General features: G+C 36.8%; 19 protein-coding genes. 4 read left to right on the forward strand and 15 right to left on the reverse strand.

Features of this window, described 5'->3' with window-relative positions:
- Window positions 1–144: 144 nt before the first annotated feature.
- Both IGJ66_RS06605 and IGJ66_RS06610 read left to right on the forward strand, forming a co-directional pair.
- Complete coding sequence (locus IGJ66_RS06605; RefSeq protein ID WP_067482105.1) at window positions 145–1,326, forward strand: NupC/NupG family nucleoside CNT transporter; 1,182 nt, start codon at window positions 145–147, stop codon at window positions 1,324–1,326.
- A gap of 155 nt (window positions 1,327–1,481) precedes the next feature.
- Entirely contained in the window at window positions 1,482–2,042 is a 561-nt protein-coding gene (locus IGJ66_RS06610) for a guanylate kinase (RefSeq protein WP_075491144.1), read from the forward strand.
- A 123-nt stretch (window positions 2,043–2,165) separates the two neighbouring features.
- On the opposite strand, the gene IGJ66_RS06615 is transcribed toward IGJ66_RS06610, so the two are convergent.
- The 13 genes from IGJ66_RS06615 to IGJ66_RS06675 all read right to left on the reverse strand — a co-directional run bounded on the left by IGJ66_RS06615 (window position 2,166) and on the right by IGJ66_RS06675 (window position 16,003).
- Window positions 2,166–2,675 carry a GNAT family N-acetyltransferase gene (locus tag IGJ66_RS06615; RefSeq protein ID WP_067482110.1) on the reverse strand — a complete coding sequence of 170 codons (510 nt, stop codon included), beginning with the start codon at window positions 2,673–2,675 and terminating at the stop codon, window positions 2,166–2,168.
- 26 nt (window positions 2,676–2,701) lie between these two features.
- On the reverse strand, window positions 2,702–3,658 hold the full coding sequence (locus IGJ66_RS06620; RefSeq protein ID WP_430616394.1) for a sce7725 family protein: 957 nt from the start codon (window positions 3,656–3,658) through the stop codon (window positions 2,702–2,704).
- A 4-nt stretch (window positions 3,659–3,662) separates the two neighbouring features.
- Window positions 3,663–4,352 (reverse strand): hypothetical protein, encoded by a 690-nt coding sequence (locus tag IGJ66_RS06625; protein WP_271027218.1) that lies wholly within the window; start codon window positions 4,350–4,352, stop codon window positions 3,663–3,665.
- Window positions 4,353–4,511: 159 nt separating this feature from the next.
- A complete protein-coding gene (locus IGJ66_RS06630) occupies window positions 4,512–5,522 on the reverse strand; it encodes a C39 family peptidase (protein ID WP_430617026.1) in 1,011 nt (336 codons plus the stop codon).
- Between the two features lie 280 nt (window positions 5,523–5,802).
- Window positions 5,803–6,465 (reverse strand): amino acid ABC transporter permease, encoded by a 663-nt coding sequence (locus tag IGJ66_RS06635; RefSeq protein ID WP_075491139.1) that lies wholly within the window; start codon window positions 6,463–6,465, stop codon window positions 5,803–5,805.
- Window positions 6,465–7,304, reverse strand: coding sequence for a transporter substrate-binding domain-containing protein (locus IGJ66_RS06640; protein ID WP_430616395.1), 840 nt, complete (start codon window positions 7,302–7,304; stop codon window positions 6,465–6,467). The genes IGJ66_RS06635 and IGJ66_RS06640 overlap by 1 nt, the downstream gene beginning before the upstream one ends.
- Window positions 7,305–7,327: 23 nt before the next feature.
- Window positions 7,328–8,761, reverse strand: coding sequence for an amidase (locus IGJ66_RS06645; protein ID WP_430616396.1), 1,434 nt, complete (start codon window positions 8,759–8,761; stop codon window positions 7,328–7,330).
- A gap of 159 nt (window positions 8,762–8,920) precedes the next feature.
- A complete protein-coding gene (locus IGJ66_RS06650; RefSeq protein ID WP_071868399.1) occupies window positions 8,921–10,687 on the reverse strand; it encodes a glycoside hydrolase family 2 protein in 1,767 nt (588 codons plus the stop codon).
- Window positions 10,680–12,506, reverse strand: coding sequence for a glycoside hydrolase family 2 protein (locus IGJ66_RS06655; RefSeq protein WP_430616397.1), 1,827 nt, complete (start codon window positions 12,504–12,506; stop codon window positions 10,680–10,682). Before IGJ66_RS06655 ends, IGJ66_RS06650 begins: the two co-directional genes overlap by 8 nt.
- A 15-nt stretch (window positions 12,507–12,521) precedes the next feature.
- Window positions 12,522–12,932, reverse strand: a complete 411-nt coding sequence (locus IGJ66_RS06660; RefSeq protein WP_067482126.1) for a hypothetical protein — start codon at window positions 12,930–12,932, stop codon at window positions 12,522–12,524.
- Window positions 12,933–12,938: 6 nt separating this feature from the next.
- Entirely contained in the window at window positions 12,939–13,775 is an 837-nt protein-coding gene (locus IGJ66_RS06665; protein ID WP_067482128.1) for a carbohydrate ABC transporter permease, read from the reverse strand.
- Window positions 13,776–13,786: 11 nt separating this feature from the next.
- Window positions 13,787–14,692 carry a carbohydrate ABC transporter permease gene (locus IGJ66_RS06670; protein ID WP_370629936.1) on the reverse strand — a complete coding sequence of 302 codons (906 nt, stop codon included), beginning with the start codon at window positions 14,690–14,692 and terminating at the stop codon, window positions 13,787–13,789.
- 48 nt (window positions 14,693–14,740) lie between these two features.
- The gene (locus tag IGJ66_RS06675; protein ID WP_430616398.1) at window positions 14,741–16,003 is read right to left on the reverse strand and encodes an extracellular solute-binding protein; all 1,263 of its coding nucleotides are present in this window, start codon (window positions 16,001–16,003) and stop codon (window positions 14,741–14,743) included.
- Between the two features lie 251 nt (window positions 16,004–16,254).
- Between IGJ66_RS06675 and IGJ66_RS06680 the strand changes: the two genes are divergently transcribed.
- Both IGJ66_RS06680 and IGJ66_RS06685 read left to right on the forward strand, forming a co-directional pair.
- Window positions 16,255–17,166 (forward strand): ArsR/SmtB family transcription factor, encoded by a 912-nt coding sequence (locus IGJ66_RS06680; RefSeq protein ID WP_270607590.1) that lies wholly within the window; start codon window positions 16,255–16,257, stop codon window positions 17,164–17,166.
- Between the two features lie 463 nt (window positions 17,167–17,629).
- The gene (locus IGJ66_RS06685; protein ID WP_430616399.1) at window positions 17,630–19,138 is read left to right on the forward strand and encodes a helix-turn-helix domain-containing protein; all 1,509 of its coding nucleotides are present in this window, start codon (window positions 17,630–17,632) and stop codon (window positions 19,136–19,138) included.
- A 54-nt stretch (window positions 19,139–19,192) separates the two neighbouring features.
- On the opposite strand, the gene IGJ66_RS06690 is transcribed toward IGJ66_RS06685, so the two are convergent.
- Both IGJ66_RS06690 and IGJ66_RS06695 read right to left on the reverse strand, forming a co-directional pair.
- Complete coding sequence (locus tag IGJ66_RS06690; RefSeq protein WP_071868402.1) at window positions 19,193–20,134, reverse strand: dihydroorotate oxidase; 942 nt, start codon at window positions 20,132–20,134, stop codon at window positions 19,193–19,195.
- A 281-nt stretch (window positions 20,135–20,415) separates the two neighbouring features.
- The gene (locus IGJ66_RS06695) at window positions 20,416–21,270 is read right to left on the reverse strand and encodes a helix-turn-helix domain-containing protein (RefSeq protein ID WP_430616400.1); all 855 of its coding nucleotides are present in this window, start codon (window positions 21,268–21,270) and stop codon (window positions 20,416–20,418) included.
- Between the last annotated feature and the right edge of the window lie 163 nt (window positions 21,271–21,433).

The raw sequence follows: 21,433 nt of genomic DNA on the forward strand, positions 1-21,433 counted from the left end.
CATTTTAAAACTTTTTTTTAGAATCAAATGGTTTTTATGTTGTATCCGCTTCACTCTAAAAAAACAATGAAAGTTTAATTGAAAGGTTAGTATTTCGTTATGAAAACAGGTAAAATTAGACGGAATTTTGTTAGGAGTGATTTTTTGAGTTATTTGTTAGGAATTATCGGTTTAATACTAGTTTTAGCAGTTGCTTTTTTCATTAGCAGTAATAAAAAAGCAATCAAATGGAAGCCACTACTTGTTATGTTTGTGCTTCAATTAGTTTTTGGTTTTGTGCTTTTGCGAACCTCTGCAGGTCATGCAGTTGTTTCTGTTTCAGCTAAATTGTTCGACCATTTACTAGCCTTTGCAGGCGAAGGCGTCAACTTTGTTTTTGCTGGTGTCGCAAATAAAGGAAGCTTCCCTTTCTTCTTAAATGTTTTGATGCCAATCGTCTTTATTTCAGCAATTATTGGGATTTTACGTTATATCAAAATCTTGCCTTTATTTATGAAAGCAGTTGGTCTTGGTTTAAGCAAAATCAATGGTATGGGTAAATTGGAATCATATAACGGGGTTGCCTCTGCTATTTTAGGACAATCAGAAGTGTTTATTTCCATAAAAAAAGAACTACCTTTTCTGTCTGAAAAACGTTTGTTCACAATGAGCGTTTCCGCGATGTCAACAGTTTCAATGTCAATCGTCGGTTCTTATATGGCGTTGATTGATTCTAAATATGTGATTACTGCACTTGTTTTAAATTTACTTGGTGGTTTCATTATGGCTTCGATCGTCAATCCTTATGAACTCGATCAAAAAGAAGACGAGTTGATTATTGAAGAAGACAAAAATCAAACATTTTTCCAAATGCTTGGTGAATATATTTTAGATGGATTTCATGTTGCAGTGACTGTTGCAGCGATGCTGATTGGTTTTGTTGCATTGATTGCAATGATCAATGCTATCTTCAACGGATTATTTGGCATTACATTCCAAGAAATCCTTGGATACATCTTTGCCCCACTTGCTTTTATCAGTGGTATTCCTTGGAATGAAGCAGTTGATGCTGGGAGTATCATGGCAACCAAATTAGTTACCAATGAGTTTGTCGCGATGACTGAACTTTCAACTGGAAACTTCCATTTCACAGAAAGAACGACAGCCATCTTATCTGTTTTCTTAGTTTCATTTGCAAACTTCTCTTCTATCGGAATTATTTCTGGTGCAATGAAAGGATTGAATGAAGAAAAAGGAAATTTGGTCGCAAAACATGGCTTGAAAATCTTGCTGACTGCAACCTTAGTCAGCTTCCTTAGCGCTATCGTTACAGGTTTATTAGTTTAAATTAGCCAAACACAAGAGGTTAAAACCATTCTGTTTAGCTCATCATGCAATTAGATTAACTAAAAAGAAAGAGACTGAGAGAAAACTTTCCCCAGTCTCTTCTTTTCATTTTAAGCGTCATTGGGTTATATTATTAACTAATAAGGAGGTACACTATGACCCATTGTTATGTAATTATTGGTCCATCAGGTTCAGGGAAAACTTCGTTAGCTGCTTCCGTTTTTCGTCCAGATCAAAAAATCATCACACACACTAGTCGCTCAAAGCGTCCTAGTGAACAGAACGAAAAAGATTACTACTTTATCTCTAAAAAAAGATTTCAAGAAATGATTTCAGATGGTGCATTTGCTGAATGGGACGAATACGCAGGAAATTACTATGGCTCTAGTAAACTAGAGATCGAAAATCGACTAAAAAAAGCTGATTGTTACGCTGTACTAACAGCTTCTGGTTTTTGGCGACTTCATGAAATTTTTGGAGAGCGCATTCGCCCCATCTTCATCTCGATTTCAAAAGAAACTTTGCAAAAACGTTTAGAAGATCGAGGGGATTCTCAAGCTGAGCGTTCAAAACGACTAGCGCTTTTTGAACGTGACCAAGAAGAACTACAGCGCCTAACCAGTATTCCCACCCTTGCAATTATTTCAAATGACACAACTTTCGAGTCAGCCCAGCGGCAACTCGTAAAAGTTTTACAGGAAAACACTTCAAGATAAATGTTTCCAATTATACTTTGGTTATTTGCTAAACAAAAAGAAATCAGACACACAATCTGATTTCTTTTTGCTTGTATTCAAAGGAGAAAATACGATTTACTTTTATTCACCAATGATTTCCTACTAAATCACCAACTGATAAGCCAGTCTTTCCCCATGTTCAAATGGAAATTCAATCATTCCTCGATAATTGAAGCCTGCTGCTAAAATTGTTTTTTTCATTGGTTCATTGGTCGGATACGTGTCAATTCGGATATCTTTGACTCCTTGGATTGCCGCAATTGTTACTAAATGTTTCAGTAAATTTTTTCCCAAGCCTTTTCCTCGAACTGTTGGATCAATTGCAACTCGATGAATCGATAAATAACTTGATGTGACTTCTTCCCACGAACCATCAATAGCTGTATAAACAGGATCAACACCTGAAACTAAAGCTGCTGTGCCAACGATCTGCTCCTCATCAATCAAAACAAAGCTTTCCTCTTTTTCACTATCCATTAAAATGATTTCTTTGGTTGGGCCTTGCCCATTTTGCCATTGTGGCAATCCTTGTGTTGCTAAAAATTGCGTTGCCGCCTGAATGATTTCCATCACTTTTTCGATGTCTTCAGGTCTTGTTTTTCTAAGGTACATCTTCATTGCCTCCTGTAGGTTCCCTTTTATTGGTCTAGTTCTTGTAAGCGATTGGTCTGTGTCACTTCTTTCAGCCAGTTTGTTGGATGCTCCACCAACTGACTCATTAGCTCTAAGTGATGCAGTAAGGACCATTTTTTTAATACACCTAAGCCCGGAAATTTTTGCTTTTTTTCTAATAACAAAAGCTCGATCATTCCTGAAGTAATCAGCAGTTGGTTTTGATTGCGCCAAACCCAATTTTTCATTTTTGTCGCTGCTTCGAAGAATTTGACTGCTTGATCTTTTGCAGACTCATTACTATCAGAAATGAAATGTTTCACCCGGATATTTCCGTAAGCATCAACATAGGTTAAATGAATGCCTAACGCACGACTAGGATACCCTTTATCAAAATAACGACTACCTTCAATCGTAAAATCAGCAAAACCAACATAGCCGTCTTCTCGATGAAATAAGTAATCGTCACTAAAAAAATCATCTGGCTTTTCAGCATAGTTTTCGACATATTTTTTTGTTTGAAACGAATCCCGTAAAATGATTTTATTTTCTGGTAGCCAAATTCGCAAGCGACTCTTATCAGGAATAATGAATTTTGTTGCATTATTTGCCAATTTTTTCCAGCTTGCTGATTCTCTTAAATAGTACTGTCCATCAAAAATCAGCCATTCAGGAGGATTGTTCACAATCTCTTGGAAATTTTGTGGTGTCAAAATCAGCCCATGCCGAATGGAACTCTTCTGCGTTTCAGTCCACGGGTGTAGATGTTCTTGAAATAATTTAAATTGACCTACCTGTGGATTATCAATCACGATTAACGGTTGTTTTTTCTTCTGGAAAAGTTCAACAACATTTTTTAGTGTCGCAGAATCTCGTACTGGTTCAATGATTGGCTGAACTTTAGTTGATAAAACATTACGATTAATCGCTTCTTTTAAGGCTAACAAATCAAATTGTTTTCCACGTAAATAAGGATAATACATAAGATCACTCCAATGGCTCAGTTGGTAAACGCCGAATTTGTTGTTGGCGGCGTAGGTATTCATAATCTTGTTGCAAGGCAAGAACCTCTTCTTGTAATTCTTCTACCGCTTGATTATTTAAATCTTCCATGAAACGTTCATAATAACGTTCAGTCGAAAATGGACTTTGTTCATCTGAACGTCTTTTTAATTCTTTATATAATTGTTCAGTCGGAAAATATCTAACCCCTCGTTCCATTTGTTTCGCTTTTCGAACTTCTCTAAATAGTGAAGCCATAAAACGGTTGGTCAATGCTGTTTCCGGTACTGACAGTTCTTTTTTCGTTGCTTTTTTGGCAATTGCAAACGTTCCTGGTGCAGGCATTTCTTCTGCCGAGACATAAGGTCGGTAAACAAAAACACCAATTTCAGCCGGAATCTCTGACTGAACAATTTCGTAGAGTTCCTGAGGCAACACAAAATAATTATAGTGTCCAACAAATGAGAGCTTCGCCGCTGAACGAAAGTCTGCTTTTGTTACTTTTAATTCATAACAACGCCATTCACGCGTTCCATCTGCTTTTGTTAGACAACATAACGTATCCACAATTCCTTGTTCTTCTGGCATCGTCACCTCTTCTACCACGATCCCACCTTGTTCAAGACAATAGTAGTAAAGTGATTCCTCCATATCAATTGTTAAGGATGTTTTCATCTTCTCGCCTCCGACACGAACGTATTTTCGCCTAATCATCTTGTTTATTTTACACAACGATAATCAAAAAGGCTAGTTATTTCTCTACTTAACAGTAAATCAAAAAAGGAGTGCAACAGCTAGTGCCACACTCCAACGAACTTTTCTCAACATATTTGATTAACGAACTGCTACTGCCATACCAGTTACATTAAACGCATTCTCATAAGTACTCGCATTGATCCATTTTGCACCAAAGACAGGATCGACAACATGATATGCACCATTTTTGAACCCATCGACTAATACCACATGTCCATTCCAAACGGCGCGTCCCCAAGGCATTTGTTTGAATTGCGGCGAAGCATAATTATACGTGATCCAAGTAACAACTGGATTTCCTTTACGAATCTCATTCTTAATTCCAGCCGTTCCTTTTCCGGAAATATTTGCTGTATTTCCACCTACTTTTTTCGCCCATTGGACGACCGGATCAGCCATCATTCCTTGATAAGTACCAGAAACATTATGACGCCATTCACCAGAATATCCATGATATGGATTATTATCATTTGCACGTGGCATCGAGTTAACGAAAGTCAATAAGTCTTGATTCGTAACTCCTTTATAACGTAACCCTTGTAGTAATGACGCACCTTCACACAACATCGTATTTCCTTGCCAAACAACAGGCACATTCAATAGTTTTTCTTCGCTTGGGGTTGGGGCGCTATTCGGCACTGCATACCAGCCAACACCTTCGATTTTCCACCCTTGTTTGCTGATGATATTTTTTTCATTGTTGTCTAGCGTATAATGATGCCAATTCACTTTTTTACTATATAAACGTGTAACTGGTACACCATTAGCACCACTGTAAGAATAAAAAGCGATCCCTTCATAGGTCCAGCCAGTATGGGAAATCTTATCTCTTTCTCCTGCATCGATCGTATAAAAATGTTCACCATTATAGCGATTGTATAAACGATATACGGGCGATCCACTGGTTGGGGCTTGCCATGCCACACCTTCGTAATTCCAACCAACACGTTTCAAATTATCTCTTTCCCCCGTACTACGTGTGTATAAATGCTCACCACTATATTTATTGAAAAGGCGATACATTGGAATGTTACCTGTACTAGTTGTTACTACTTCTTCTGCCTGCGCATGTTCTGTCTGTATACCAATTGCGAAAAGCAAGCCAAGCCCTAACAAAGTAAATCCTCTTTTCTCCACGTTTATCCCCCAGTTCATTCAATTATTTGCACAAAAATTGTAGCACAAAACACATTATGACAAAATTTTATTCAAAAAAGACTCTTTTTTTCTCATTCTTGCAGGAAGATTGTGCGAAAAATAACTTCTTCTCAAGAAAATTATCTAACAGGAAGAATGAAATAGCAATTTTTTATAAAAAAAGAAGCTGGGATCATTTTCTATCCCAACTTCAGTTATTATTTATTCATGTTCATTGGATCAAACGATTGGCATAATGCTTTTCTAATAGTTGTTGGACTTTCTCAATTCCAATACAAATCAGCCAATAAACCAAAGCGACTAAAATATACAACGAAAAATAGTCAAATGTCCGCCCACCAATGATTTTTGCTTTTTGAAAAATTTCTGGAACGGTAATCGTTGCTGCCAAAGAAGTCCCTTTCACCAAATCCATCGCTACGTTACTTAGTGCAGGAATCGAGATGCGAAAAGCTTGCGGCAACACAATATAACGCAAAACACCCAAAAAAGAAAAACCACCAGCCAAGCCAGCATCCCATTGTCCTTGAGGCACACCAGCTAACGATCCACGATAAATCTCACCGAGAAAAGCACTACTTGTAATCGTAAAACAAATAATCGATGCTGTCACGGCACTCAGTTGATACGGTAAGCCGAAATACAGTAAAAAAAGTAATACTAATGCAGGAACTCCCCGAAAAAAAGAGAGATAAAACCGGACGAACCAACGAATAGGTCGCCAGCGAACTAACCCGAGTATTGTTAATAAAATCCCAATAACATTGCCTAATAAGAAAGAAAGGACCCCGATTCCTAACGTATAAGTCAGCCCTTGTAAAACAAAGGGGATAGACTGCCACATTAGAAGAAAATCAATTGCGGGAAAATACATTATTCACTCACCGTCTCAGCAATTTCTTCTTTTGGTTTCACTGAAACATCGGTTTGGAAATAACCTTCAGAAATTGTTTTCAATGTCCCGTCTTCTTTCATTTGCTTAAGTGTTTCGTTCACTTTTTCTTCTAAAGCATCATGCCCTTTTTTAAACAAAAAGCCACTACTATTTGCATTGAAATAAACGTTTTCCAAAATTTTAACTGGAATATCTGGTAACGCAGCTACAGACATCTTTTGTAAGTAATAATCATTTAAGATCACATCTGTTCGTCCATTAGCAACATCTGTTAGATATTGATCATTCGTCGCGTTATCATAAGTAACTAATTCTGCACCATATTTTTCTGCTAATTTCATATAACTTGTGTTAGGTTCACCGGCAGCTTTCTTCCCTTTCAAATCTTCTAAAGAAGCAATCCCAGAATCATCTTTTTGACGCACGATCATACTGTCAAAAGAATATTTGATTGGATCAGATAAAGAGAATTTTTTCTCCCGTTCTTTTGTAATCCCAAAATCATTTGCTGCAAAGTCAACTGCTTGCTTAGATACAGCAGTAATTTGGCCATCAACATTGTACTCTTTAAACGAGATATCAACACCCAAACGCTTCGCTACTTCTTTTGCTACGTCAACATCATAACCAACTAATTGATTATCATCGTTATAATAAGATGCTGGGAACAGTGTTCCTGAAGTCGCAACAACCATTTCTTTCTTATCTTCCACTTGCTTTAAACTATTATCTTCTGACGTTTTAGAATTTCCTTGGCCGCAAGCTGCTAAGGCGAATAAACCACTGACTAAAATAATTGCAAAAACTGACTTTTTCATTTTTTCCTCCTACGAATCACACACTATTGAACATTTTTCGGTAAATAAAATTTTTGATTTTCTTCAAATAACTTTCCTATAGTAAATAAAAGATCTTCGCGACCTCTAGCTGCCATAAACTGAATTCCTAATGGCAACCCTTCAGCAGTTAGATGTGTTGGCAAACTGATACCTGGTTGTCCAGTTAGATTGGCTAACTGAGTATAAGGCGTAATCTGCAAACTTTCCTCAAACATTTCCGTAACAACATCAAATGCTTGTTTTTCCGACAGTTCAGAAACTTGACTCATCTTCTCGCGAATCAGATCACTTTGTAAATCTCTTGCTATTTCTGGAGCTGAGAACGCAGTTGTTGGTGAAAGAAACAGATCATACTCTTGGAATAATTCTTCCATTGTTACCGCTGCACGATCCCAAACATGCAAGGATTCAATATAAGTAGCAGCAGCGATTTTTTTCCCATATTCTAGTAACGTCCATGAAATCGGTTCTAATTCTTCTTGTCTGACCGACCGTTTAAGACTTCCTTCAATCGAAGTAATCATCGCTGCCGTTTCAGCAGCATTCATTTGATAATAAGAATTAATCAAGTGACGACCATCCAATGGATAAGTAACTTCTACTACGTCATGTCCTTGCTCAACTAAAAAATCTACCGCATGTTTTATCGCTTGTTTTGCTTCTTCACTAATTGTTGAGCCAATCGGCGAGGCAGAACAAACCGCTATACGCAACGTTTTTTTCTCTGGATGTGTTTGCCATTCTGCTGGTGATGCTTGATAAGGCGCACCCGAGGCAGTTCCACGTAATCCATAAAATAAAGCTTCCGTATCCCGCATAGAAATCGTTAACCCAAAATCAATTGCTGCTCCTTGCCAACCACGCCAGGCATAAGGCCCCACAGGCATCGTTCCTCTTGAAGGTTTCAGACCAATCAGACCACAAAAGGAAGCCGGAATTCGAACAGAACCACCACCGTCACTTGCTCCCGCCATAGGCACAATGCCGGCTGCTACAGCCGCTGCTGCGCCACCACTTGAACCACCGGGTGAATGAGCAACATTCCATGGATTTCTTGCTGGACCATAAAGTACAGGATCTGTGATGTTTTTAAAGCCGAATTCGGGTGAATTCGTTTGTCCAAACGGCAACAAGCCAAGCGATTCAATTTGTCGAACATAGTTTGAATTCATCGAAGCATGATGATCTTGGAACAAAACAGAACTAGATGTCGCCAACCAACCTTTTTTCTCTTGCCCTAGCATCTTCAACGGAAAAGGAACTCCCGCTAATAATGAATCAGTCTTTTTTTGAGGCAAATCAGTAGTAGCAAATGTCACAAAAGCATTTAATTCGGGATTCAGTTTTTTTGCTTTTTTCGCTGTTTCTTCAAGAAACTCTTGTTGGCTGAATTGCTTCTCTTTCAATGCTTGAGATAGATAGATCGCATCTTTCATTTTAGACCCTCCTTTTTTCCCAAGTTATTCTCCCATAAGTTTCTATACAAAACAATGAATACGCTTGCACATTTGTGCACAAACTTTTAAACAATAAAAAAGTTGGGCATCACTTTCATCCGTGACTAAACCCAACTTTAATTCGCAATTATTTTTGACTTACTTCACTCTTCTTGTATTGATTTCTTTCACTTTAGCTAAATCAACTTTTGGTTTTCGATCCGTAGTTAACAGTCCGTTTACCTCTTGCTCAACATCTGTCAATTGTGTATAACAGTACCCCGTAATAAATGGTAACTCCTGAATCGCTTGATGGATGGCATCAAAACGTGTCATAAATTGTTCCTCATTCCTCACTTGATTCCCATAACCCCAGTCTTCTGCCTTTTCTGTTGTGAAAGCAATCCCACCAAATTCAGAAATAATGATTGGTTGATTTTGGTACTGATACCCATCAGCGAAAGCATAAAAATCTTGATTAAACTGATGTTCATTAGTTACAAAATCTTTCTTATTTTCATACCGTGCTGTGAAACGTTCACCATATTCTTCATAATCATGTAATGTCAAAATATCAGAAATGGTATGGACCCAACCATCATTTGTGATTACTGGTCGTTGTTTATCAAAAGATTTCGTTAAATAGTAGATACTTTCAGTGAAGTGTTGTTGTCGTTGATCGTGTTCAATTCCTTTGATTCCCCAAGATTCATTAAATGGTACCCAAGTAATGATTGATGGATGATTGTAATTTTGGCGGATAATTGCTTGCCACTCATCAACAAAACGTTCCATTGCTTGATCGTTAAACAAATAAGTTGATGCCATCTCAGACCATACCAACAAACCTTTTTCATCACATAGATATAAAAACCGTTCATCTTCGATCTTTTGATGTTTTCTTAACCCGTTGTAACCCATTTCTATAATCCGATCAAGATCTACTTCCAGCGCTTCAAGCGAAGGCGGTGTGATTCCTGATTCTTTCCAATAACCCTGATCCAAAATCAATCGCTGATAGAGTTGATGATGGTTCAATAAAACTTGTCCCTTCTTGATAGAAATATCACGCATGCCGAAATAACTGGATACTTCATCTAATAAGTCACCTTCTTCAGTGAAAAGACGGAAAGTGACATCATATAAATGCGGCGTTTCTGGCGACCAGACTTTCGTTCCCCAGCAACCGTCCTCTTTGACTTTTGTTTGCAATGAAATTGGGGTGAGTGAATGAGTTAGCAATCCTCGATGTGAACTAATTAATTGTTCAGCAAATGAGACTTCCGCTTCAAATAAATAACTTCTTTTTGGATAAGTCGCCCCTTCTTTAACAAGTGGCTCAAAAACAATCTGATCGTTGGCTAAATCTGGCGTCATTTTAACTGACGCCAATCGGATTTCTGACTGCTGTTCTTCCAACCAAACCGATTTCCAAATCCCCGTTGTTTGAACATACCAGCAACCAAAATTATCCGTTAACCATCGCTGCTTTCCTCGTGGTTGGTCCTCCGCAAGCGAATCTTCCACACGAATCACCAAATGATTTTTACCGGGTAGCGCTTCCGTTAAATCAAATTCGAAACGTTCGTAAGCTCCCTGATGCGAGCCAATCTGTTTGCCATTCAACCAGATTTGGCTAAAATAATCAACGCCTTCAAATAATAAGGTGTACTTTTTTTGCTCCTCTAAATCAATTGTCTTCTCATACCATACAACAGAATGATGGGCAGGATCATTGATACCACTCAATTCTGTTTCATAAGTGAAAGGTACAGTAATCGGAACGGTATTGGGAATTCCTTTGTACCATTGGTGTTGGATTCCTTGATTGTCATCATCAAATTGAAATGCCCAGGTGCCGTCAAGCAAAGTCCAATTTTTTCGAATGAATTGTGGGCGTGGGTGTTCTCGTCGAAGGTTATTCATATTCTGCCTCGTTTCTCCATTGATTTTTAATAGAAATGCGTTCTGGATGATATTGATCGTTAATTTCCTTAATTTTCTTTAAAGAAACTTTTGCTTGTCGATCATAAGTAAGCAAGCCATTAATTTCTTGTTCTACATCTGTTAACTGCGTATAACAATAACCCCATAATGCTTTAGATTCATAAACTGCTCGCATAATCCGACTATAATCCGCAAGAAATTGTGTGCCGTCATTTACGGAAGTATAACCCCATCCTTTTTGACCTTGCACCTGATAGCCGATACCCCCAAATTCAGTCAACAAAATCGGTTGATTCTGATAGGTAAATCCTTGAGCAAAAATTGCCCATTTCCCTGGTGGATGGTTGATCAATCCATCAACGCTTGCTAAACTTCGTTTAAAATGATTGTATTTTTCAGTTTCAGTTTCCTCACCATGATTATAATTGTGAATCGCGCAAATATCTGTTTCAGTCATTTCCCAACCATCGTTAGAAATAACCAAACGAGTTGTATCTAACGCATGCAAAAAGTTGTAGATGCTTTTAGAAAAACTTTGTTGTTGCGTATTCAAATGGATTTCCGGAATCCCCCAGCTTTCATTTAGCGGAACCCACGTTACGATGGACGGATGATTATAATCACGTTCAATAATCTCGACCCATTCTTTGGTCAGCCTAGAAGCCGCGTCTGACGTATAAATAGGCGCGGATGCACATTCTCCCCAAACGAGAAAACCTAGCTGGTCTGCCCAATATAAAAATCGTGGGTCTTCCACTTTCTGATGTTTTCGACAACCGTTAAATCCCATTTCCTTCGCTAACTCAATATCCTTGATCAATGCTTTATCATCGGGAGCTGTCAGTAATCCCGTAGGCCAATAGCCTTGGTCTAATACTAACTTTTGATAATAGGGTTGATTATTTAAGAAAATCATTCCGTTTTCAACATGAATTTTACGCATCCCAAAATAACTAGTTACTTGATCCAACACTTCTTTCCCATCAACTAATTCAAAACGAATATCAAACAGATTTGGGTTTTCAGGCGACCAAGTCCACCCATGGTCATGAAAGTTGGTACGGAAAATTTTTTGATTATAAATATCAATCCAACGTTTGGTGAAAGTTGAAAAAATGGTTAGCTGATCTTCACAAATTACGATATCTTTAAACGAAATTTGATAGCGCAACGTTCGGCCAACAGCCGCAGCTGGTACGGTGAGCGCAAGACAGACATTTCCTTGGTCAATGTCTGGTGTTAATTCGATCTTTTCGAGATGTTCTTCTGACACCTCTTCCAACCAAACGGTTTGCCAGATCCCTGTGCTATTCGTATACCAAATGCCTCTTGACTCTGCTTCCCAAAATTGTTTTCCTCTTGGAATCGTTTCATCGTCGTGCGGGTCCCAAGCACGGACAACTAAACTTTGTTCTCCTGTTATTAAAAAGTCAGTAATATCAAATGAAAATGACGTTTGCCCACCAAGATGATTTCCAACATAACAACCGTTAACATAAATATCCGCTCGATAATCCACTGCACCAAAATGTAAGAAACATCTTTTTTGTTCCCGTTTTTCCCAAGAAAATGTTCGCTGGTACCAGACAACATCATGAATTTGACGTTGGTTGATCCCACTTAACTCTGATTGATAAACAAATGGTACTTCAATTGTTTGATCAAGTTTTTCAGGTGTACAATACCACCTTTCTTTTATTCCAATGTTTTTATCATCAAAAGCAAATGACCAGACTCCGTTCAAATTGACAAAGTGTTCACGGACAAATTGCGGACGAGGATACTCTTCACGCATCATATTTTTAACTCCCAACTAAGATTTTTGAACGTTCAATTTAATTCCCTTATTTCTAGCAAGTAAAATAATTCCTGCTGTCATTCCTAACGCCAAACTAATGATGTCCAGAATCAAATAAGAGAATAAGCCTTGAACTAATAAGTACACACCTATTTTTATATTCACCTGATTGTCTTTTACATATCGTTGGCTAATGACTAAATTTGCTAATCCTAAACCAATCAATAACGTGCCAAACGTACAGACAAATAAGAAAACATTCCCAAATAATGCATCAATTGCCTTCAATTGTGCTAAATGACTTTCGACCATACCAGAAAAGATTTGTTGCTGGTACAAGCCATAAATTCCGATTGTTACTACCCCATCAAGGATTTGCCAGATTCCCATCATTCGAATCAATTGTCGTTCTCTTTTTCGTTCCATTTTCTCTTATCCTTTCACACCAGCAGATAAAGACATCGACTGTAAAAAATATTTTTGAGCAAATAGGTACAAAATAAAAGTCGGAATAATCGCCACCAAAGCGCCCGCCATCAACAAGGTTGGTTGCGCTTGGTACATGCCTTGTAAAAGTTGTAACCCTGAAGTGATCGGCATTTTTTCAATATCATTAAATACGATGGATGGCCACAAGAAATCATTCCAAGAACCCGTAAAGGCAAATAACGCTACTACTAATAACACTGGTTTAATCAAAGGTAAAATAATTCTACGGAAAATCGTCCATTCGCTCGCACCATCAATCTGTGCGGCTTCATCAAAGTCTTTTGGAATATTATCCATAAACTGCTTAACTAAGAAAATGTTGAATACACCAGCTGCTCCTGGGACAATCATTGCCAATGGCGTATTGACCCAACCTAAAATATCAACGATTTTATAAAGTGGAATCAAATTCACTACACTCGGAAACATCATCGTTGCTAGCAAAAAGGAAAAAAGTCCATTTTTACCTCTAAAACTTAAACGGCTATAAGCAAACGCCGAAAATGAGACGACAACTAACACCAAAAGAGTATGAGAAACAGAGATGAATAACGAATTAAAGAACCATTTAACTAACGGTGTACTTGAATTATTCACTAAAAGTTCTGTGTAGTTCGTTAAGACCCATTCAATTGGTAATAACTTAAACCCCGCTGTCATCAGCTCCATCTCAGATTTAAATGATGTCAACACACCATACAGTAATGGAATCATCCAAACAATTCCCATCACAAGCAAAAAGCAAAATGCCATTAGTTTAGACATTGACTTTTTCTTCATCTTGTCTCCCCCTACTCTTTTCGTAAAAACTTAAATTGAATCGCAGAAACGACCATGATACAGAGACCTAAAATGACTGCCATCGCAGATGCCATTCCGGCAATTGATTGTCCTGAACCAAACGCATTTTGTTGGATATACATCAATAAGACTCGCGTTGAGTTGTTTGGTCCACCACCTGTCAACATTAGCGGTTGTCCGTAAACATTAAACTGTGCAATCGTTGTCATTACTACGGTATATAAAATCTGTCCTCTGATTGCTGGCAAAGTAATTTTAAAAAATTTTTGTAACGTCGTAGCGCCATCAATATCGGCTGCCTCGTAAAAATCTTTTGAAATGCCATTTAATGCTGCTTGATAGATAATCATATTTCCACCAATTGTCCACCAAACTGTTACAACCACTAACGCAATCCAGGCATAGGGCTGTGTCCCAGTCCAAGGAATGTCAGATTGTAAAATCGTGTTGATTGGACCATAGTTGACATTAAAAATTAGCGTCCAAATGATTACTACGGCAGAAATGGCAAAGAGTGATGGTAAATAAAACAGTGATTGAAATAGTTTTGCTAATTTTGGTTTCGTATTTAATGCTGCTGCTAAAATCAACGGAACGATAATACAGCTCGGCACTGAAAACAGAACAAATAAAAATGTATTTTTTAACCCAATCCGCAATTGTTCATAAAAAGTAGACTGTTCATTAAACAAAAGATCTTGATAATTAGCTAAGCCAACAAATGTCGGCGAGTTGAATAAGTCCCAGTCTGTTAAAGAAATATACAAACCAAAAATAACAGGTAGTAAGAAAAAAATTGTAAAAATCGTTAAGTGTGGTGCCAAGAACATCCAAGGCAGCCATTTCTTTTTCTTGATTACCTTGCCTGTACTTGACATCGTTTCCGTAGAAGTCATCATAACTGCGCAATCCTTTCTTGAATCAAAATAACTTGTGAAAAAAATTTATTTATTGGAACTATCCTTGGCAATTTTATCGACAACTTCTTTTTGCATCCCTTTCGTGAAATCAGCCACCGACTGTTTCCCAAAAATCGTATCAAAACCATGCGCATCAATGTACTCTGAAACATAACCATTATATTTATAGTCAAAGATTGAAAGTGTTGCTTGTTGTTCAGGTGTTTCAATGAAGAATGATTGTGGCATCTTTTGGTATTCTTCATTCTCTAAAATTGCTAACGTTGCTGGATTTTGTCCCGCTTTTGCCCACTCAAGTGAATTCGTCCGCAACCAATTGATAAATTCCATGATTCCTTTTGTTTTCTCATCGGAACGATCTTTGTTCTTGAACATCACAAATTGATGGGAAGATGCCCAATTGACTATTTTACTTGCGTCAGCTGTTAGTTGTGGTGAATTGGTCAATCCCCACTCAAATTTTGCATCTTTGATATTATTTTGTAGCCAAATGCCTTCTGGGAAAAAGAGTAGTTTTCCAGCTAAGTATAATTGCGTTGGGTCTTCCCCATCTTTTGTTGTAACTCCAGCTTGATATAAATCAGCCCATGCATTCATTGCTTCCTTAGCCGCTGGTGTATCCAAGGTTGGTGCCGTTCCATCTTCCGTTAATTCGCCTCCCGCTTGCTTCAATGTAGATAAGTAATTGGGTTTCATCCAAGTAACAGCTACGCCTCGAACGTCATCAGCTTTTGCTTTTTCGCCTGCCTCTTTGATCTCATCAAAGGTCAAGATATTGTCATCCAGAGCATTGGGTGCATATTTTTCTAGCAGTTCTTTATTGTAATAAGTTCCCCAGTTGTGGATATCAAGTGGTAAGCTGTATCGCACACCATCCAATTCACCCAAATTCCATGCTTCAGTCACGTAATTTTCGGCTTTGACTTCGGGAAAATCAGCCAAAATTTCATCATAATTTTCTAGCATGTCGTTGTCTTTATACTGCTTAATTCGTTCTGCATGAACAATATTCAAATCCGGGATATTTTTTCCTGAGTTAACGACAGTTGGGATTTTGGTATACATATCTGTTTCTTTTAACGAGACATTTTTGATTTTATATTCAGGGTCTGTTTTGTTATACTCATCAATCATTGCCTTGACGTTTGAACTGTCCGCCCCTGTAAATGGATTCCAAAAAACGATTTCTTTTTCATTTGCCGACCCCGTACTTCCAGAACTGCCACATGCTGTTAATGTCATCAAACAAGCGCCCGTCACCAATGCCATACCTAATAATTTTTTCATTTTTCTGTCCCTCTCTCAATTTTACTAAATAGTTAATTTTCAACCGAAATTATTTTTAGGCTAATGAACCATTTAGTATTTTTTTATTTTCAACAACTAGTACATTGCTAAATTAGCATCGTATGTAAGCGCAGTCAACACTATTTTGTCAACGTTTATCAAAAACAACTATACAGTTAAATAGGTGTTGGGATATAATCGTACTGAGAGATAATCTGTTAACTTTTTAGTTAAATAGGAGATGAAAAATTATGGAACTTTCTTTAGATGAACGTTCATTGCCTGTTTTTGAATGCCTCGCTAGTGCTACCCGTTTGGAAATTTTAAAATTTATCGGGAGCGAGAAAAAAAGTATTGGTGAGATTGCGAAACATTTGGAAATCAGTAGTGCGATCACCACTAGACACATTCAAAAAATGGAAGATGCAGGTTTGATACATTCTGAGCGTGGCGTTGGTGCCAATCGAAATAAAAAAATGGTCTACCTTAAAGTCGATGATATTAATATTTGTTTTCCAGAGAAAATTTATCAAGAATTTCAACGTTATTCTACTAACCTGAAACTTGGTCATTTTACTGATTTTTCTGTTACACCTACTTGTGGATTAGCGACGATTGAAGATGTGGTTGGTAAAGCAGATGACCCAAAATATTTTATGGACGCCAAACGAGTTGATGCGTCATTGTTATGGTTCAGTAGTGGGTTTGTTGAGTATAAAATACCTAATTTATTACAAGAAAATGAAACACCTGAAATGCTTGAAATTAGTTTTGAAATTGCATCAGAATTTCCGTTATCAAATAATGTTTGGCCAAGTGATATCTCCATCTACGTGAATGATGTCAAAGTAGCTGTCTACACTGTCCCTGGAAATTTTTCAGATATTCGTGGACGCTATACGCCCGAATGGTGGAACGATAGTTTCAGTCAATACGGTCTTTTAAAGCATCTTCGCATCAATAAATTAGATACCGGAATTGATGGTGAAGCTTATTCTGATGTGACGATCGAAGACTTGAAACTACGTGAACTATCTTTTATCAAATTACGCTTTTCTGTTGAAGATGATGCCAAGCATCAAGGAGGATTAACATTGTTCGGTACTGGATTTGGGAACCACCAGCAAGATATTTTGATTACTACCTATTATTTGAAAAAGTAACTTAAACATGAAACCTTAAAACCAAAAGAGAAAACCGCTAGTAATCGTTCTTCTGTTTTTGTTGAAAGCTATTACTCATCAATTCAAACAGTATGTACGTAAAAATGCTTGCTTAAAAAAAGCAGAAACCAAATCTCCAAAAATTATTTTTCAGAGTTAGGACGAAATTCACTTGCTCACCCAAGTTATATCTGCTCTTCTTTTCATCTAAACTGATTGACGGAAAAGAAAAAGACTGGAACTAATTTTGTCCCAGTCTCCCTTTTTCTAAGACTTTTTCTCGTTGGTTTCGTTCATTGTGAAGAAAAAAACATTTTTAGCACCCAGAAAATATTCTTTGCTTTTTTTTAATTGATGTTATAATTATCTATGCTAGATTCATATATATTGTTGTTATTTATAAATTCCGTGTTATGTGTGATGAACTAAGTCTTACTAAAAATGTGAAAAGCAGGTGTTGATTTTGAACCTTTTGAATTTATTGGATAAAAATAGTCGTATTCAAATTTCAATGGTCCATTTTTTATTGGATTATAATGCTAAGACAAGCACCACAACAATGATTGAAGAATTAGCACTCACTCGATTCCTTTTTGAAACAAATATTGAAGAAGTCGGCTCTACCCTCGAGCAATTAAATATCGGGTTATCTCTTACATACGATAAAATACACAACAGTATCACACTTCAAAAGGATAATCACACCAGCTTAGACAAGTTCTATTATTATTATTTGAATCGTTCGGTTGACTATCAAATTCTCATCTATCTATATCAACATCCAAGTTATTCAATCGTTGATTTAAGTCACAGCGTTTCATTAAGTGAAGCTGCTATTTATCGTCACCTAAAAAAATTAAACAAGGAAATTGAAGAATTTGATATTCAGATTCGCAAAGGAACCATCATTGGCAACGAACTACAAATTTGTTATTTTTTCTATCAATTATTTTGGGTAGGTGTCCCGCTAGACGAATTGGAAGGGAAAACAAATGACGTAAGCGCCATGCGTTTTGCAGATTACTTGGAAAAGAAATTAAAACAAACTTTCACAAGAGAAGCAAAATTAAAGCTATACCTTTGGATTCGGATCTTAAAGACACGTATTTTAAAGCAATCTTTAAATGATTCAAGTCCTATTTTGGAAACTTTTTTTGACTATCAGACAGAAGATTCTATTTATCAGATTGTGCGTGATGCTTACTTTTTTTCACTTAGTCACTCTGCTGTTTTTGGTTCACCCCATAATGCAATTTATTTATACCTATTCATCTCTTCTATGTCGATAGTGCCACCTGATGTTGTAATGATTTTAGAAGATGGCTATTGGCCGACCAGCAACCCTAAAATCATCGCACTGAATGAACTGGTAGTAAGCAAAGTTAAATCTGACTATCAACTTGACCAAGAGAAAATTGACGAAACATTTATTGCTAATTGGAAGTACTATTTGACACAAATACATGGTTCACTTCTCTACTTTCGAGGAAGTATCACCTTTCTTGAAGAAAAAATTATTTCTGAACGGTTACTCAAAGCAACCACCTTTATTCCTAACTTCGAACTTGCAAATCAAATCGTAGATGAAGGAGAAATTTTAGTTGAAAAAGCTTTATTAGATACTACTAAACAACTAGTAACTCGTATCTACCTTTATTTCATTAATCAGATAAAACGTTTTTCAACAAATCAGATTACGATTGGCGTCCACTCAAGTGATGATTATCTTTACAGTAATATCATGGTGGAAATGGTCAAAACTGAATTTGAAAACCATTTTTTCATCACGTGTGAAATCGCTGAGTTTGGTAAGTCTTATGATATTCTGGTTACTAACTCCACTATCTCTCTTTGTGATTTTGGATATACCGATCTTTATATCACAAATAATTTCAAAACCAATAAGGATGTTAGCTCTTTACGCGAACTATTAGCAAAACATTCCCAAAAAAATAAACCTTTAGAAGAATAAGCGTAAACAAAAAAAACGTGGGGCACAATTGCCTCACGTTTTTTTTGTTGAGTTTTATGAAATAGTTCGTAATTTCCCTTGAAATTCGCTAATTGATTGATACCCTTTTACTTCCATAATTTCTGCTAATTCTTTGATTATTCTAGTAAAAATTTCTGGTCCTTCTTTGTGCAATTGCGTTCCAATTTGCAACATGCTTGCGCCACACAATAAATGTTCGAAGGCGTCTTGTCCATTACAAATCCCACCAGTCCCAATAATTTGAATTTCAGGTTTTAATCTAGTATAAAAAGCACGAACATTTGCCAAAGCAGTTGGTTTGATATACTCGCCACCAATTCCGCCAAACCCGTCCTTCGGTTTGATTACTACCGTATCACTTTGAGGATCGATATATAACCCATTCCCCACACTATTGATTGCATTAACGTAGGTCAAAGGAAATTGATTCAAGATATCTGCCATCGCATCGAAATGAGCAAAGTCAAAATATGGTGGTAATTTCACGCCCAACGGTTTTGTAAAAATGGCAAATGCTTGTTTAAGTGTTTCAAAAGTGGCATCGAAATCATAAGCAAGTTGTGGTTTCCCTGGAACATTAGGACAAGAAAGATTTAATTCTGTGATTCCACGAAAATCACTTTTTTCGATCATTTCTAACATTTCTAAGTTCTCTGCTACACTCATTCCCGCAATTGAGAAAAATAACGGAGCAGCAGTTGGATTTTCTTTTTCATATTGAAGTGCGTAGTCCAAATAATAAGCAAAACCTAAATTAGGTAACCCCATCGAATTGATGCTCCCTAACGCTACATCATAGTATCGTGGTTCAGGATTTCCTGCACGCTCTGGGATCGTGCAACTCTTAGTAATCATCGCACCAGCATCTGAGCTTGCTAGTTCATGCATTTCTTGCACCGTTATACAATGAACACCAGACGCATTCATAAACGGATTAGCAAAAGTATGGTTGGCAAAGGTCATTTCTAAATTCAAGATAATCGCTCCTTCAAAGGCATTTTATCTAGTTTAGCATTTCCAACTAGAAAATCAACAAAAAAACTTTATTTTTTTCAAACGAACTGGATAACGTTCGTCTTTTACAAGAACAAAATTTATTTTAACGAAGGTTTCTGTTTATTTCACTAACAATGAGCAATCACCTTCACACAACCAGCTTCATTTTTATCAACTTAGACAAGAAGATTGCTGATTTTCTGGCAAAAAGAGGAGGTTTGTTTAGTTTATTATGTATAAATAGCTTAGTTAATTTGAGTCTATTCTCTCTTTTCCAAAATTATTTTTTCTATGTTCATTAAATTAGTTACATCAGAGTCATAACCAAGAAACTTAAATACTTCTACTGCCATAGAGCCGTCAAATTCATACTGATCTGTTACAGATTGATATAGTCGCTTAAAGAATCGCCAATACAGCCTCCCTTTCATAAAGTCGGAATCATTCGTTGTGTCATGTAGCAAAGATAACAAATCCGGAAGTTCGGTATACTGTCCCGCTTCAAACGAAAGAATGATCGAATGAACTAAAAATTTAATAAACGCGTAATTATATTTCATTGATGAATTGAATTTTCTAAACTGAGAAATGACATCCTTTGTATTAAATAAACGAAACTCACCTTTAAATAAGCTCAAACAATTCGTATACATCGCTAACTCAAAATAACCCCAACATTCAACTCGAGCCAGGTATTCATAAACTTCATTTAGTTCTTGTTCGTTAACTGTTTCAAGATGATTATTCACCATTCTTGCAGTCACAGCTTTTATTTGAATAATCAGATAGAGATAAAATACATCCCCACTTTCTTGATATTCTGATTCTAACTCTTCCAAAAAGCTTAACGTATCTTCTTCAATAATTACTTTTTTTCTAAATCTTGACCTCAGTTCTTCTTTCTTACTTGTCTGAAAATCGTGATATGCTAGACAATACTCATCTAGTTGAATGTTCATTCGTTCCAAAAAAAGCCACATAGAGTCGATATCTATCTTAGCCTCCCCATTTTCAAATCGTTGTAATGTACTAATTGAATGAATCTCTTTGACTAATCGCTTTCGACTAATTCTCCTCTCTGTTCGAAGTTTTTTAATCATTTTGCCATGATTCATGATAAATTCACCAACTTTCTACCTATTTTTTATTATTCAAAATTTTAATAAATGATTTCGCGTACTATTTATGTAGATTCAGATGAAAGGAGGGTACAACTTATTTGAACAAACATGATCAATTTTTAGTTAGGAAATAGTTCGTCAAAATAATCTTAGTTCA

This window comes from Enterococcus sp. DIV0176 (assembly GCF_050528535.1).
Taxonomy (GTDB): Bacteria; Bacillota; Bacilli; order Lactobacillales; family Enterococcaceae; genus Enterococcus_B; species Enterococcus_B thailandicus.